This is a genomic window from Pseudomonas sp. SBT1-2, assembly GCF_028640875.1.
GTDB lineage: Bacteria > Pseudomonadota > Gammaproteobacteria > Pseudomonadales > Pseudomonadaceae > Aquipseudomonas > Aquipseudomonas chlororaphis_I.
This window is the reverse complement of the sequence record NZ_JAQZAA010000110.1, coordinates 116,108-129,514: the sequence shown is the minus strand read 5'-3', so window position 1 is coordinate 129,514 and position 13,407 is coordinate 116,108. Positions and strand designations below refer to the sequence as shown.

The 13,407-nt window shown below is 63.4% G+C and carries 13 protein-coding genes and 1 pseudogene; 9 read left to right on the top strand and 5 right to left on the bottom strand.

The window, feature by feature from the left end; translation table 11 throughout:
* Positions 1-492: 492 nt before the first annotated feature.
* Positions 493-897: a DUF3077 domain-containing protein gene (locus PVZ78_RS25485; RefSeq protein WP_273829465.1), complete on the top strand. Its 405-nt coding sequence runs from the start codon at positions 493-495 to the stop codon at positions 895-897.
* Positions 898-964: 67 nt separating this feature from the next.
* On the opposite strand, the gene PVZ78_RS31890 is transcribed toward PVZ78_RS25485, so the two are convergent.
* Entirely contained in the window at positions 965-1,669 is a 705-nt protein-coding gene (locus PVZ78_RS31890) for a methyl-accepting chemotaxis protein (protein ID WP_371920907.1), read from the bottom strand.
* A gap of 201 nt (positions 1,670-1,870) precedes the next feature.
* Positions 1,871-2,749 (bottom strand): annotated as a pseudogene (locus tag PVZ78_RS31885) (methyl-accepting chemotaxis protein); the annotation flags it as partial.
* A 460-nt stretch (positions 2,750-3,209) separates the two neighbouring features.
* On the opposite strand from PVZ78_RS31885, the gene PVZ78_RS25475 reads away from it, so the two are divergent.
* The 3 genes from PVZ78_RS25475 (at position 3,210) to PVZ78_RS25465 (ending at position 5,299) form a co-directional block, all read left to right on the top strand.
* On the top strand, positions 3,210-3,920 hold the full coding sequence (locus PVZ78_RS25475) for a histidine phosphatase family protein (protein ID WP_050899115.1): 711 nt from the start codon (positions 3,210-3,212) through the stop codon (positions 3,918-3,920).
* A gap of 25 nt (positions 3,921-3,945) precedes the next feature.
* On the top strand, positions 3,946-4,803 hold the full coding sequence (locus PVZ78_RS25470; protein ID WP_038630559.1) for a phosphatase PAP2 family protein: 858 nt from the start codon (positions 3,946-3,948) through the stop codon (positions 4,801-4,803).
* A 160-nt stretch (positions 4,804-4,963) separates the two neighbouring features.
* Positions 4,964-5,299 carry a hypothetical protein gene (locus tag PVZ78_RS25465; protein WP_028681622.1) on the top strand — a complete coding sequence of 112 codons (336 nt, stop codon included), beginning with the start codon at positions 4,964-4,966 and terminating at the stop codon, positions 5,297-5,299.
* Between the two features lie 239 nt (positions 5,300-5,538).
* Here PVZ78_RS25465 and PVZ78_RS25460 read toward each other — a convergent pair whose 3' ends face one another.
* Positions 5,539-6,993: an ArnT family glycosyltransferase gene (locus PVZ78_RS25460; RefSeq protein ID WP_273829464.1), complete on the bottom strand. Its 1,455-nt coding sequence runs from the start codon at positions 6,991-6,993 to the stop codon at positions 5,539-5,541.
* A 273-nt stretch (positions 6,994-7,266) separates the two neighbouring features.
* On the opposite strand from PVZ78_RS25460, the gene PVZ78_RS25455 reads away from it, so the two are divergent.
* The gene (locus PVZ78_RS25455) at positions 7,267-7,611 is read left to right on the top strand and encodes a hypothetical protein (RefSeq protein ID WP_273829463.1); all 345 of its coding nucleotides are present in this window, start codon (positions 7,267-7,269) and stop codon (positions 7,609-7,611) included.
* 6 nt (positions 7,612-7,617) lie between these two features.
* On the opposite strand, the gene PVZ78_RS25450 is transcribed toward PVZ78_RS25455, so the two are convergent.
* Positions 7,618-8,172 (bottom strand): GNAT family N-acetyltransferase, encoded by a 555-nt coding sequence (locus tag PVZ78_RS25450; protein WP_273829462.1) that lies wholly within the window; start codon positions 8,170-8,172, stop codon positions 7,618-7,620.
* 343 nt (positions 8,173-8,515) lie between these two features.
* Between PVZ78_RS25450 and PVZ78_RS25445 the strand changes: the two genes are divergently transcribed.
* Positions 8,516-8,833, top strand: coding sequence for a hypothetical protein (locus PVZ78_RS25445; RefSeq protein ID WP_009046893.1), 318 nt, complete (start codon positions 8,516-8,518; stop codon positions 8,831-8,833).
* A gap of 81 nt (positions 8,834-8,914) precedes the next feature.
* Here PVZ78_RS25445 and PVZ78_RS25440 read toward each other — a convergent pair whose 3' ends face one another.
* Positions 8,915-9,520 carry a TetR/AcrR family transcriptional regulator gene (locus PVZ78_RS25440; RefSeq protein ID WP_273829461.1) on the bottom strand — a complete coding sequence of 202 codons (606 nt, stop codon included), beginning with the start codon at positions 9,518-9,520 and terminating at the stop codon, positions 8,915-8,917.
* Between the two features lie 130 nt (positions 9,521-9,650).
* Here PVZ78_RS25440 and PVZ78_RS25435 point away from each other — a divergent pair, with 130 nt between their 5' ends.
* From PVZ78_RS25435 to PVZ78_RS25425, 3 genes are all read left to right on the top strand, one after another.
* The gene (locus PVZ78_RS25435; protein WP_273829460.1) at positions 9,651-10,727 is read left to right on the top strand and encodes a sugar phosphate isomerase/epimerase family protein; all 1,077 of its coding nucleotides are present in this window, start codon (positions 9,651-9,653) and stop codon (positions 10,725-10,727) included.
* Between the two features lie 2 nt (positions 10,728-10,729).
* Positions 10,730-11,611: an alpha/beta fold hydrolase gene (locus PVZ78_RS25430; protein ID WP_124339573.1), complete on the top strand. Its 882-nt coding sequence runs from the start codon at positions 10,730-10,732 to the stop codon at positions 11,609-11,611.
* 148 nt (positions 11,612-11,759) lie between these two features.
* On the top strand, positions 11,760-13,397 hold the full coding sequence (locus tag PVZ78_RS25425; RefSeq protein ID WP_273829459.1) for an ArnT family glycosyltransferase: 1,638 nt from the start codon (positions 11,760-11,762) through the stop codon (positions 13,395-13,397).
* Positions 13,398-13,407 lie beyond the last annotated feature (10 nt).

The following is a 13,407-nucleotide window of genomic DNA, read 5'->3' as shown; positions in this document are numbered from 1 at the left end:
CGATCGACCGCGAAGCGGGCGCAGGATCTTGAGACCGCAGGAGGACCTACGGTCCTATCGCAGCCTCGCAGGCTCGGCAGCGGCTACAGAGATCCGGCTATATCGGCGCCTTTTGTAGGAGCGAGCTTGCTCGCGATCAGGCCCTGCGGATGACAGGTTTTGTCGTGTAGGACGCTGTCTGAAAGTGAGGATCTTCACTTTATTTTGTAAGGCTTTTCCGAGAAACTCCGGGGCGCTTGCGTCTGGGAAGGGCGCTGTCTAGCCTCGGGTTTGTCATCGGTTTTTCGGTGATCGGGTTTAGCAGCTCGCTTCCAAGTCACGCAGGTATCGCTGTCAGCTCAACCAGCTTTTTTCGGTTGCTGTCATGGCGGCTGTGCGTGGGGCGCCTTCGGGTGCGCCGGATTCTTGGACCGGTCTGCTAACCCGCGTACAGCTGCCACCCTCATTCGTTTAGCAGCGGTAGGTGGTGGCTCCATTCCAAGAGGATCCACCATGAAAAAGCTCGTCCCCGATCCGCCCATGCTTTCGCCCAGCCGCGAACGGATCGTTCAGTTGGAAATCCCCAATCAAACCCTTCGTCAGGCGTTGGACAGTCGTGTCGAGGGGGAGCCTTTGCATTGTGCTTTGCAGGAAACCGGCAGTGCTTCTTTCGGTTGTCGCGACGGTAACGGTCGGCCGTTGTTCGCGGTGCGCGCCGGGGTCAGTGCCGAGGAGGCGTTGTTGCATGTGTCGTTGTTGCTCAAGTGTGCCGAGGAGACGGCGGATGAGATCACCAGTGCCAGCGGCATCGAGCGTGGCTTGATCTGGTCGATGATCCATTCGGTGGAGATGGCGCGGGCGGTGGTGGATGCGTTGCTGGATGGCGCGGGCCGGCAGGGGGTGTTGCGGGAGGGGTGATTGTGCGGTGGCGATGGGGGCCCACTTCCTTGTGGGCGCCTCGTTGTTCCCGGGGCGAAGGCGAGGGTCAGACGCGGAAGTGGCTGACCATCATTTGCAGCTGGTTGCCCAGGCGGGCCAGTTCGACGCTGGAGGCGGCGGTTTCATCGCTGGCGGCGGCGGTCTGTTCCGAGACGTCGCGCACGTTGATGATGCTGCGGCTGATTTCCTCGGCCACGGCGCTCTGCTGTTCGGCAGCGGCGGCGATCTGCTGGTTCATCGACTGGATGTTCGACACCGTGCGGGTGATGTTCTCCAGGGAGGCACCGGCCTTGCGGGTCAGGTCGACGCTGCTGTCGGTCAGGCTGCGGCTGTTGTTCATCACGTTGGCCACTTGCTGGGTGCCGTTCTGCAGGCCGGCCACCAGGCCTTCGATTTCCTCGGTGGATTTCTGCGTGCGCTGCGCTAGGGCGCGGACTTCGTCGGCGACCACGGCGAAACCACGACCAGCTTCACCGGCGCGGGCGGCTTCGATGGCGGCGTTCAGGGCCAGCAGGTTGGTCTGTTCGGCCACGGCCTTGATCACATCCATGACGCTGCCGATCTTCTGGCTTTCCTGTTGCAGCACGCTCATGGCGTCGGTGGAGCGCACCACTTCGCTGGCCAGGCGCTCAATCTGGGCGATGGCTTCGGCCACCACCTTGTCGCCTTCGCGGGCTTCGCCGTCGGCGGCGGCTGCGGCTTGCGAGGCTTCTTCGGCGTTGCGCGCGACTTCCTGCACGGTGGCGGTCATCTCGTGCATGGCGGTGGCCACCTGGTCGGTCTCGACCTTCTGGCTGTTGACCCCGGCGCTGGTTTCCTCGGTGACGGCCGACAGTTCTTCGGCGGCGCTGGCGATCTGGGTCACGCCGTCGCGGATGCCACCGATCAGTTCGCGCAGGGTCACGCCCATGCGGCCGATGCCTTGTTGCAGCACGCCGAGTTCGTCGCGGCGGGTAACGCGCACGTCCTGGGTCAGGTCGCCGGACGCGATGCGCTCGACCACGGTCATGGTTTCACGCAGCGGACGGGTGATCTGGCGGGTGATGATCACCGCGGCCAGGATGCCCACCAGCAGCGCCAGCAGGGTGCTGATCATTTGCAGGCTGCGGGCCTGGACGCTTTCTTCGTCGCGGCGGTCGAGCTGGAACTGGTACAGCTCTTCGCTCTGGCTGACGATCAGGGCGCCTTGTTCGGTCATTTCCTTGCGCGCCTGGCCGGCTTCGCCGACGGCGGCCTTGAAGGTCAGCAGGGAGGTGCGGTAGTCGCTCAGGGCGGCTTTCAACTGGCGCAGGGCATCGCCCTGGGTGCTGCTGAAATGGTTGTCCAGAGGGCCCAGTGCGGCAATCGCCGCGTTCATCTGGGCGGCGGCGTCGCGCTCGGCGTCCGCGGTGCTGTTGTAGATGTATTCACGAACGGCGAAGCGCGCGAGCTGGAATTCGTCATTGGCCTTGGTGATGGCCTGGAACTGTTCGAAGCGCTGGTCGCTCAGGGGCATTTGCTCAACGCGTGTGGTGATGGCCGCGATCAGGTTGCGCGCCGTTTCCGAATTGCCATTCATCACCACGCGGGCGGCATTGGCGTTGCGGTAGGCGTTGCGCATCTTGTTCAGGGACGCCTGGTAGGCGCTGATGGTGGCGCCCTGTTCCTTGAGCAGCTTGACGTTGGCCGGGTTCTTGAAACTGTTCTGCAGCTTCTGCTGCTGGGCCGAGAAGTCGTCCAGGGTGGCCTGCACATTCTGCGCGGCGGTTTCGTCGCCGTTGGTCAGCATGTATTGCAGGCGGGTCACGCGCAGCTTGGTCAGCCCGGCGTTCAATTGGGTGATGTCGCTCATCCAGTTGCTGCGGTCGATCAGACCGCCCAGGCTGGTCCAGCCCGTGATGGCGAGAATGGTAGTCAGGGCCAGGACCAGGCCGAAGCCCAGGCCTAACTTGAGATTGACGCTGATGTTGCCGAACCAGCTATTCATGCAATTCCTCCAGGAACGTTGTGCTGCTTGATCGTGTATCGCTGGAAGATTGTTGTTATTGGTGGCCAGCAAGGATTTGTTCGCAGGTGTGTATCGGCGGCAAGGGCAATAGCTGAAACGATTTCGTCGGATTAGTTTTGTGCACCATTTTGGGGCTTTGCAAGGGCCTGATTTCACGATGGAAACCGCCTGGCCGATTGAGCTTTTTTTCACATCCGTTTCACCCCTGGTCCACGTCAGGCTCCCTAGAGTCCGCCCATCGATCGGGTGCCTCGCGCTCGATTGTCATGGGCAGCGATTAGCGTGGGCGGCGCTGCTCGATTTTATGTCTGGTGGTCATAGGGGCGGCTCGAACGTGACGTCAGGACTCAGTCTTCCGGTGGCAAAACCCGCGCTTGTCGCGAGCCGTTTTGCCCGTTATCGCAATGCCCTGGTGATAGGCCTGGTGGCCTTGCTGGTGCTGCCGCTGGTGTTCTTTCTGCTCAAGCCCGCGGCGGTGCCGGACCTGGCCCATGGCAACCTGGCCGGAGCCAAGGCGCTGAGCGCCGGCTGGGCCAAGGGCCAGATGATTGTGCTGATTCGTCATGTGGAGCGTTGCGACCATTCCAGGGCCGCCTGCCTGAACCTGCCCGATGGCATCACCGACCGTGCCCGCGAGGTGGCGGTGGGCGTCGGCGCGCAGTTCGAGCACCTGGGGCTGGACAAGGCCGACATCTACCACAGCCCGCTGACCCGCGCGGTACAGACCTCGGGCTACATGTTCAACCAGGCCGGCAGCGGCGAAGGCTGGCTGATCGACTGCAAGCACAGCCTGTTGCGCGATGCCCTGGCGCACAAGGTGGCCGGGCGCAACCTGGTGCTGGTGACTCACAGCGAATGCATGGCCGCGCTGGAGAAGCAGCTGAAGCTGCCGTCTTCGACCCTGGGCTATGGCGCCTCGTTGTTCGTCTCCACCGATACCCCAGGCGGGCGTCCACAGATGCTCGGCTTCATCGAAGCCAGCGACTGGCGCTCCGTTGCCTTCAACCGTCCCTGACCGTCCCTTGCCCGAGACCCTGACTATGCAGGCGCTTTCCCGTTCCCGCGCTGATGCGTGGCGTTTTTATGGATGGAACCTTGGCCTCCCGCTGCTGTGCGCGGCGCTGGTGTTCCTGATGTTCGACATGACCCGGATCGACATCGCCTTCAGCGACCTGTTCTTCGATCCGGTGAGCCAGACCTTCCCGCTGGATCACTCCCACCTGTTCGAGAAGATCACCCACAAGTGGGCGCGGATCATCCCCAACTGGACGGGCGAGCTGGCGTTGATCGGGCTGCTGCTGTCATTCGTCTGGCCGCTGTTCAAGGGCGCAAGGTTCGGTCGCAGCAAGGCCTTCCTGGAGAGGATCCGCGTGGCGCCGCTGCTGCGCTTTACCGCGCGCCATCGCCGGGACTTTTTGTTCGTGGTGGTAGCCTTCGCCCTGTGCACCGGGGCGATTCACTACCTCAAGGGCCACACCAGCGTGTACTGCCCGGTGGAAACCACCCAGTACGCCGGCAAGATCGAGCACAAGGAATGGTATGAGAACTTCGAGCTGTTGAAGACCGCCGGTGACGGCCGCTGCTGGCCGGGCGGCCATGCCTCGGGCGGTTTCACCCTGCTCGCGCTGTACTTCGTGGCCCGGCGTTATCGCTGGCGCCATTCCAAGGCGCTGCTGCACGGTTCGCTGCTGCTGGGCTTCGTCTATGGCACCACCCGGGTGCTGCAGGGCTGGCACTACATGTCCCATACCTTCTGGGCGGGGATCGTGGTGTGGCTGACCTGCCTGCTGGTGGCGCTGCTGTTTTATGGCCGCGCCCGTCTGGAACAACCGGTGCTGACGCACACCGAACCGGGGCCCGTCCCGTCCACGACGCTGATCGCAGCGGCGGACCGATAACGTTGCAGTCGCTGACGAAATCGTCGGTGCCAGGCGCCCGGCGGGAGAGGGCCCCGACGCAATTTTTGGCGCTTGCCGATGTTTTTTCGGTGACCAGAACTGTTAGGGTGCGCGCCCCCGGAGAAAAGAGTTCCCGGGTTCCTGGTTTATGGAGTCATGCATGAAACACTTGAGCAAAATCGCCGCCTCTGCGCTGGTTGTCCTGGCCCTGGCTGGCTGCACCGGCACCGCGATGAAAACTCAGCAACTTGATAGTAGCCAGTACACCGTGGTCGGTCACAGCGAAGCAACGGCTACCGGCATCATGCTGTTCGGGGTCATTCCAATCCGGCAGAACAACCGCTTCGTCCGCGCCCAGACCGCCGCCATCCAGGCCAAGGGCGGTGACGCGATGATCAACACCCAGATCCAGGAAAACTGGTTCTGGGCCTGGGTACTGAGCGGTTACACCACCAAGGTCTCCGGCGATGTGGTCAAGCTGAAAACCGTTCAGTGAGCCATGCCGGCGCCGGCGCGCAAGCCTGGCGACGAAAATGAGGGTTAATGCCGATCAGTTAAGCGAAGGTGATCCACTGTAGGAGCGAAGCTTGCTCGCGATGGTCGTTAACGATACCGAGTATTTACTGGGTAAACCTGGTGCTCTCAAGTTCATCGCGGGCAAGCCTCGCTCCTACAATTTTCTTGACTGACTGGCACCCATGAGGGTGCCTTTTTTATGTGCGCTCACTGTGCCGGTCAGTGGCTGACAAAGTAGTAGGCCTGGCGACTGACCGTGATCTTCTTCAGTACCTTGAGCGGTGGCTTGGGGTCTTCCTGCAGGGCCATGACCGCCACGTTGTTCGGCGAGGTGCCGAGAAACGCATTCAGCTGGGCTTCGGTCTGCACATCCTTGAGCAGGCTCTGGGTGTAGAACACGCTGGCGCCGCCTGCGCGTTCGTTGGCCTGATACAGCGCCACCTGCTGGCCGCTGGCTTGCAGCGCCTGGATCTCAGTGATCAGCGGCACGAAGGACAGCTGGCGATCGGCGCGTGGCGCGGCCCATTGCGCGGCCACCAGGTAACTGCACACCACCAGCGTCAGCACGCCAATGGCCAGGCCCCGCCGCTGGCGCCCCACGGCACTCCAGAAACCCTCACCGGCGGCGCGCAGGCGCAGGCGTTCGTACAGCACTGTCGCGTATTCGGCGGCCAGCACCGCCGCGGCCGGGGTCAGCGACATCAGGTACACGGTGCGCTTGCTCGACGCCAGGCACAGCAGGGTGAACTGGGCCAGCAGCCACAGGCTGAAAAACAGCAGGTAGCGGTTTTTCACCAGGCTTTTGCGAAAGTGCCACAGGCCCAGGTAGACCAGGATGTTCCACGGCAGGAAGGCTTGCGGCAGCTTGGCCAGGTAGTAATAGAACGGCTCGTAATGCCCGGCCTCGACAAAGGAGCCATCGAAGCGCCCGACGCTGTTGGTCCACAGCACTTCGCCCAGGGCCTGCAGGCCACCGCGCTGGTACAGCAGGGAGAGCCAGATCAGCAGCGGCACCAGGCCGAGGACGGTGAGCAGGCCAGGCTTGAGCCAGTGGCCGAGGGCGAAGCGCTTTTCGATCAGGCTGTCGGCCAGCAGGTAGGCGAAGATCACCACGCCCGGCATCGCCAGGCCCAGCACGCCCTTGCTCAGGGTGGCGATGGCGATGCCGAGGGCGAACAGCAGCCAGCCCAGGATGGCCGGCTGGCGTTCGGCCTGGCGCCGTTGCGTCTGGAAAAACGCCAGCAGCGCCAGGGTCACGCCGAGGCTGAGCAGGGCGTCTTCACCGACCCCGCGCACATTGCCCCAGTAACTGGCCATGGTCGCCAGCATGGCGCCGGCCACCCAGGCCACCGCTGTCGGGCGGCCGAAGCGGCGCAGCATGGCGTACAGCAGCATGACGCTGAACAGCCCGGCGAAGGCCGAGGCCAGGCGTACCGCCCACGGCGTGCCACCGAACACGCGGATGGCGCTGGCGTCGAGCCACAGGCTCAGCGGCGGTTTTTCCAGGAAGGGCTGGCCGAACAGGCGGGGCGTCACCCAGTCATCGTCCAGGTGCATCTGCATGGCGATCCCGGCCACCCGGGCTTCGGTGGAGCCTTGCAACTGGTGGTTGCCCAGGGCGAAGAAGAACAGCAGGGCGGCAAGCAGAAGCAACAGCGGTGCGGGTCGCGACATGGGGGAACTGCCGAAGAGGTTGCGCCGGGGGAGGATCAGGCGCTCCGAGTATACGGAGGCGATTCTTAACAAATCGTGAACGAGCGAGGGATCGGATTGCAGGACAAGTCCCGCCTGTTTTCCCTGCTGAATGTGGCACACCACGGGACGTTGGACGGCCACAGGCAGGTTGCGGCAATCGTCACTACGCTGGAAGGTGCGCCCGGCGGGCCTTCAGGCTTCTGAAACGCTACGGGCGCCTTTCTACCCTGCGGCTGAACCGGTGCCTTGAATATGCGCAAACTATGGCAAAAGTATTTGGAACTGCTGGACGGCGACCTGAATACGCGGGTCTTCGACAACTTCAAGAACCTGCTGGTCTGCGCCTTGCTGTTCGCCGCCGGGACCAACGCGCTGCACGGTGACCATCAGCTGTTCATGGGCCTGCTCGGCTCCAACCTGACCGGCTGGGGGTTGATCACGGTGTCGGCGCTGCTGATGCTGCTCAATGTCAGCGACGGCCTGCGCCGGCTGGCCAAGCTGCGTTATCACACGGCCCTGCAGATCGGCCTGTTCCTGGTGTACCTGATCCTCGCGCTGCGCGTGGTGGAGATCGTCTGGAACTTCCGGGCCGAGTAGCGCCAGTCAAACCAGGGCGTCGTTGACCCGGGCGGTGAGCACATGATCCTGCCAGCGCCCGGCGATCTGCAGGTAGGCCCTGGCATAACCTTCACGCTCGAACCCCAGGCGTTCCAGCAGCGCGGCGCTGCGCTGGTTGTCGGGGATGTAGTTGGCCATGATCCGGTGCAGCTTCAACTCGTCGAACATGTGGCCGATGGCGGTCTGTAGCGCCTCGTGCATCAACCCCCGGCCCTGATGGGGCGCGGCAAGGGAATAACCCAGGTAACAGGCCTGGAATGCCCCGCGCATGATCCCGGTGAAATTGCATGTGCCGACCATTTGGCCGCTGGCCTTTTCCAGCAGGGCGAAATGCACGGCATTGCCGAAGCTATAGGCGACCGCCTGCTGTTCCAGGCGCAGGCGCACCTGTTCCGGGCTGTAGTAGCCGGCGGGACGCAACGGCGACCAGGGCGCCAGGTGCTGTTGGTTATCCAGGTGGTAGGCGCTTTCGAGTTCGGCCTGGGCCGGGGCCAGCACCACCAGGTCGAGGTGGGCGCTGTGGAGTTCAAGGAGGGCCATGGATGCATCTCGAAATAAGGAGGACAAAGGCTTGCCGGGGTGTCATCGCGACAACACACAAATGCACTACAAAAAACGCGTGTCGACCGCCCCGGAAATACCCTATACAGAGAGCGGCCCGCAATCGCCCATGGCGTTCGCGGGCGCCCGTACTACCTACCACTCAGGAGATGGACATGTTCAGGTTCCTTACGGTCACTGAATTAGAGCAAACCCCTCGGCATGGTCATGGCGGCTCCGTCAGCGGAGCCATTGCTGCCTGGGAGCTGAAAAATCTGGCTCTCAATACCAAGGGGTTTGTCATATGTCCAAAGAATTACTCGGAGTTTCTGCTGTAGGGCTGATGGTGCTGGGCGAGTTCTGCGCGATCTACAGCGAAGTGGTCGCCGCCCGCCTGGCGCATACGGGCAACACGTCATGGCCGGACCTGGCGTTACCCGTACTGATCATGTGTTTCGCCGGTATCTGCCTGATTGGCGCCTATTGGCTGGGCTACCTGGCGGTCGGCGATATCTGGATGATCACGGTGGTGTCGGTGACCTCGCTGTTGCTGCTCGAACCGCTGGTGATCTGGTCGGTGTTCCGTGAGTTGCCGGGACGCGGCACCCTGATCGGCTGTTGCCTGGGCGCGCTGGGCATGCTCTCGGCGGTCTTTCTGTAAATCGCGCAATGACTCGAAAACGGCCTGGCGGTGATCCCGCCGGGCCGTTTTTTTGTCTGCTGTTTGGCGGTTGGGCGAGTGCTATGTGGCCGCTTCGGTTTGTGCATCGAAGGCCGCCATGGCCATGGGAATCATCGCCAGCAGGCGCGACTTGCCGATGCCGTCCCGGGCCTGCACCGACAGCCCATGCAGCACCGTGGCATAGCAGTCCCCGAGGGACATCACGTCGGTGCGCTTGGGCAACTCGCCAGCGCGCACGGCCTGCTCCAGGCGCTCGATGATGGAGCGGGTCCTGTCGCGGCGGTGCTCGGCCAGCCATTCCCTGATGCCGTCGTTGTCCGCCGAGCAGTTGGTGGCGGAGGACACCACCATGCAGCCCTGTGGCCGGTCGGGCTGGGTGTAGAGCTCGACGGCTTCCCTGAGCATGCGCTCGATGGCATCGCGGGCGCTGATGTCGTCGCCCAGGGCGGCGTCGGCAAAGGCGCCGTCGCCCGATTCGTAGACTTCGATGGCTTCGCGAAACAGCGCTTCCTTGGAGCCGAAGGCCGCATAGATACGCGCCGAGGCAATGCCCAGCGCGTCCACCAGGTCGGACATGGACGTGGCCTCGAAGCCGCGCTGCCAGAACACATCACGCGCCTTGTACAGGGCCTGTTTTCGGTCGAATTCGCGGGGTCTGCCAGCCATGTCCAGTTCTCGATGCAAAGGGAGTGCTGCCAATTATTGGTCGATCGACAAAAAAATCAAGCTGTCGTATTGACGGCGTGTCGAGGGGCGCCCTATTGTTTGTCGACCGACAAACAATAGGGCGTAAACAATGAAAACCCTCAAGGGACCGAGCCTGCACCTGGCTCAATTCAGTGACGCGGCAGCGCCATTCAACACCTTGCCCGCGATTGCCGCGTGGGCGGCGGGGCTGGGGTTCAAGGCGCTGCAAGTACCGGCCTGGGATGAGCGCCTGTTCGATGTGCGCCTGGCGGCCAGCAGCCAGGACTATTGCGATGAAGTCAGCGGCACCCTGGCCGAACATGGCCTGGTGATCAGCGAACTGACCACCCACCTGTTCGGCCAGTTGGTGGCCGTGCATCCCGCCTACGATTCCCTGTGCGACGGCTTCGCCCCGGCGGCCCTGCGAGGCGACAGTGGCGCCAAGACCCAGTGGGCCCTCGAACAGCTGAAGCTGTCGGCCAAGGCGTCACGCCGGTTGGGCCTCAGTGATATGGGGACCTTTTCCGGCTCGTTCGCCTGGCCCTATTTCTTTCCCTTTCCACAGCGCCCGGAAGGCCTGGTCGACTCGGCGTTCAATGAGTTGGCCAAGCGCTGGCTGCCGATTCTCGATGCCTGCGACGAGCAGGGGTTGAACCTGTGCTACGAGATCCACCCGGGCGAGGACCTGCATGACGGTGTGACCTTCGAGATGTTCCTGCAGCGGGTCGGCAACCACCCGCGCTGCAAGATGCTCTTCGACCCCAGCCATTTTGTCCTGCAGCAGCTCAATTACCTGGACTACCTGGATATCTACCACGAGTTCATTCGCATGTTTCATGTGAAGGACGCCGAGTTCAATCCCACCGGCCGCCAGGGCCTTTACGGCGGTTATCAGCCCTGGGCCGATCGGGCCGGGCGGTTCCGTTCGCTGGGCGACGGGCAGGTGGATTTCAAGGGGATCTTTTCCAAGCTGGCGCTCTATGACTATGCCGGCTGGGCGACCCTGGAATGGGAGTGTTGCCTGAAAGACCAGGAGCAGGGCGCGCGCGAGGGCGTGGCCTTTATCAACCAGCACATCATCCAGGTGACGGACAAAGTCTTCGACGACTTCGCCGGCGCGCCGGTGGACCAGGCGCAGATCAACCGACTGCTGGGCATTGCCCAGCCCTCTCACCAAGGACGCTGAGCATGGATCTTTTCGAACAGCAGGCTTTTGCCGGGCGTGACTACCACCATGGCTACGTACAGGTGGACGGCGGGCGTATTCACTATGTCAGCGAGGGCCAGGGCCGGCCTGTGCTGTTGATCCCCGGGTGGCCACAGACCTGGTTCACCTGGCGCCATGTCATGCAGGCGCTGGCCGGGCAGGGTTACCGGGCGATCGCGGTCGACCTCCCCGGCATGGGCCTGTCCGATCGCCCCGAGCAGGGCTACGACACCGGCAGCACGGCGTCTCGCCTGCAGGCCCTGATGCTGGCGCTGGGTTACAGCCAGTACTCGGTGGTGGGGCATGACGTCGGCATGTGGGTGGCCTATGCCCTGGCCAGCGACTACCCGCAGGCGGTGGAGAAACTGGCCCTGACGGAAGCGGTGATTCCCGGCCTGGCCGAGGCGCCAGCGATCTTCGCGCCGCCCGGGCAGAACATCTTTCTCTGGCACTTCATGTTCAACCAGTTGCAGGACCTGCCGGAGATGCTGATCGCCGGGCGCGAGGCGCAATACCTGGCCTACATGTTCGAAAAGTGGTCGGTGCACCAGGAGCGGGTCGCGGTCGAGACCTATGTCAAAGCCTACTCGGTGCCCGGCGGGCTGCGGGGTGGGTTCGCCTATTACCGGGCCATCCCCGAGAGCATCCGGCAGAACCGCGAGCGTGCCAGCCGTGCCTTGGAAATGCCGGTCCTGGCGATTGGCGCCGAACATGCCACCCACGATGCACCGCTGCTGACGATGCAGGGCAACGCGCTGAATCTTCAGGGGGCGATAGTGCCGGGGTGTGGTCACTTCATTACCGAGGAGGCGCCCGAGGCCTTTATTGCTCATCTGCTGCCGTTTCTGCGGCAGGAGGGCTGAGCGCGCCAGGCTGTCTTCTTGAGTGGCTGCTGATGGAGGGGCCGGGATTTTTTTGCGGCCTGTTCAGGGAGGGTTCAGGGCCTGCGGCTGCAACATGGCAGCCGGCATGCCCAAGCCTTCGGGCAATGCACCCTCTGACGGATCGTCCATGAACCACCACCGCATTCGCATCGAGATGTTGGGCGTCTTTCTGCTGGCCCTGCTGCTGTTCACGTTCGGCATCTGGGACCAGCCAGCGCAAGGTTTCGACGGGCGCTGGTGGTTGTTTTTGCAGGAGATGTTCCGCCACGGCGCCAGCCTGTTTCCCACCACCTACGGCGAGCCGTACCCGGACTATCCGGGTACCGCCACCTGGTTCAGCTATGGCTTTGCCCAGCTGTTCGGCGCGCCCAACCAATTAGCCAATATCCTGCCGACGGCGCTGGCCTCGGCCGGGGTGCTGGCGCTGCTGTACCGCCTGCTGGCACCGCTTGATCGCACCTGGGCACTGCTGGCGGTGCTGCTGACGGCACTGACCACCCAGTGGCTGGAGAAGTCCCGCTCGGTGTGCCTGGACCAGATGGTCTCGCTGCTCTGCCTGGGCTGTTTTTACCTGCTGCACAGCGGCGAGCAGCTGGGCTCTAAATGGCGGCAGTACGCGATTTTCCCGTTGTTCCTTATTGCCTTCGCCATCCGTGGCCCCCTGGGGCTGATCGAGGTTTGCGGCGTGGCCTGCATCTATTGGGCGCTCGGCCGTTACCGTTCCCGGGACGACGCCTGGCGGCTGGTGAGAAAGGTGATCGTCCACGGGGTGATCGGCCTGATCCTGCTGGCCGCCTGCTGGTGGCTGCTGATGCAGCTGGCGCAGTTCAGCGGTGGCGAGGCTTTCGCCCGGCAGGTCTATCAGATGCAGGTGAGCGGGCGTCTGGATGAGAGCGGCGAGCCGCTGTATTTCTACTTTCAGCTCAGCCTGTACCGTTACTTCCCGGTGGTGCCGCTGGCGCTGGCGACCCTGTTCGTCCTGCGCCGGCAACGGTCCACGCGGCACACGGACGATCAGATGCAGTTGCTGGTGCGCCTGGGCGCCTGCGGACTGATGATCCTGCTCGGCTTGTCGGTGCCGCACTTCAAGCGCGCTTATTACATCCTGCCCATGGTGCCGATGTTCGCGGCGGTGGCGGCTTACGGCCTGCTCAAGCCGCAGCGTTGGCTGGTCGGGGCGCGGCGGTTTTATCTCGGCCTGGTCGCGCTGTTGCCGGGGCTGTGTGTCGTGGTGCTGTTGGTTTGTCGGCACAGCTGGCAGAAGCACGGTTATTGGCCGGCGCTGTCATTGCCGCTGATGATCGCGGTCTTTCTCGGTTTGCAGGGGCTGGCGCTGTACTGCTGGCGAACCACTCGCGACTTGCCGGGGCGGCGCCTGGTGCTGCTCAGCCTGCTGGCCCTGGCGGCGCAGTGGTGGCTGCTGGTGAAGGTGATCGAACCGGCCAAGGACCTGCAATTCGACACCCGGGGTTTTGTCGGGCAGGTCGAGCAACTGCGTGGGGAGGACCGCGGCACCCTGGTGTTTCTCAACCTGGGCAAGGACACCTGGGCGGTGCGCTACATGATGAACCTGGACCACGACGAGCAGCCGCGGTTTATCGGCAAGGACGATCTGGCGCCGCTGGCCTCATTGCCGCGTCCGGCCTGGGTGATCCTGGCGCGCAAGGATCGGGCGTTATTGGCGGGGACCGCGCTGGAGCAGGCGACCCCGGTGTTCGAAGGGCGCTTGAACGGCAATCCCTGCCTGCTGTTCGAGCTGAAGTGAAGACCAGGCA

Coding starts and splice junctions, on each gene's coding strand:
- PVZ78_RS25485 (WP_273829465.1), top strand. CDS start 493: ATGAAAAAGCTCGTCCCCGATCCGCCCATGCTTTCGCCCAGCCGCGAA.
- PVZ78_RS31890 (WP_371920907.1), bottom strand. CDS start 1,669: ATGACCGCCACCGTGCAGGAAGTCGCGCGCAACGCCGAAGAAGCCTCG.
- PVZ78_RS25475 (WP_050899115.1), top strand. CDS start 3,210: ATGTCTGGTGGTCATAGGGGCGGCTCGAACGTGACGTCAGGACTCAGT.
- PVZ78_RS25470 (WP_038630559.1), top strand. CDS start 3,946: ATGCAGGCGCTTTCCCGTTCCCGCGCTGATGCGTGGCGTTTTTATGGA.
- PVZ78_RS25465 (WP_028681622.1), top strand. CDS start 4,964: ATGAAACACTTGAGCAAAATCGCCGCCTCTGCGCTGGTTGTCCTGGCC.
- PVZ78_RS25460 (WP_273829464.1), bottom strand. CDS start 6,993: ATGTCGCGACCCGCACCGCTGTTGCTTCTGCTTGCCGCCCTGCTGTTC.
- PVZ78_RS25455 (WP_273829463.1), top strand. CDS start 7,267: ATGCGCAAACTATGGCAAAAGTATTTGGAACTGCTGGACGGCGACCTG.
- PVZ78_RS25450 (WP_273829462.1), bottom strand. CDS start 8,172: ATGGCCCTCCTTGAACTCCACAGCGCCCACCTCGACCTGGTGGTGCTG.
- PVZ78_RS25445 (WP_009046893.1), top strand. CDS start 8,516: ATGGTGCTGGGCGAGTTCTGCGCGATCTACAGCGAAGTGGTCGCCGCC.
- PVZ78_RS25440 (WP_273829461.1), bottom strand. CDS start 9,520: ATGGCTGGCAGACCCCGCGAATTCGACCGAAAACAGGCCCTGTACAAG.
- PVZ78_RS25435 (WP_273829460.1), top strand. CDS start 9,651: ATGAAAACCCTCAAGGGACCGAGCCTGCACCTGGCTCAATTCAGTGAC.
- PVZ78_RS25430 (WP_124339573.1), top strand. CDS start 10,730: ATGGATCTTTTCGAACAGCAGGCTTTTGCCGGGCGTGACTACCACCAT.
- PVZ78_RS25425 (WP_273829459.1), top strand. CDS start 11,760: ATGAACCACCACCGCATTCGCATCGAGATGTTGGGCGTCTTTCTGCTG.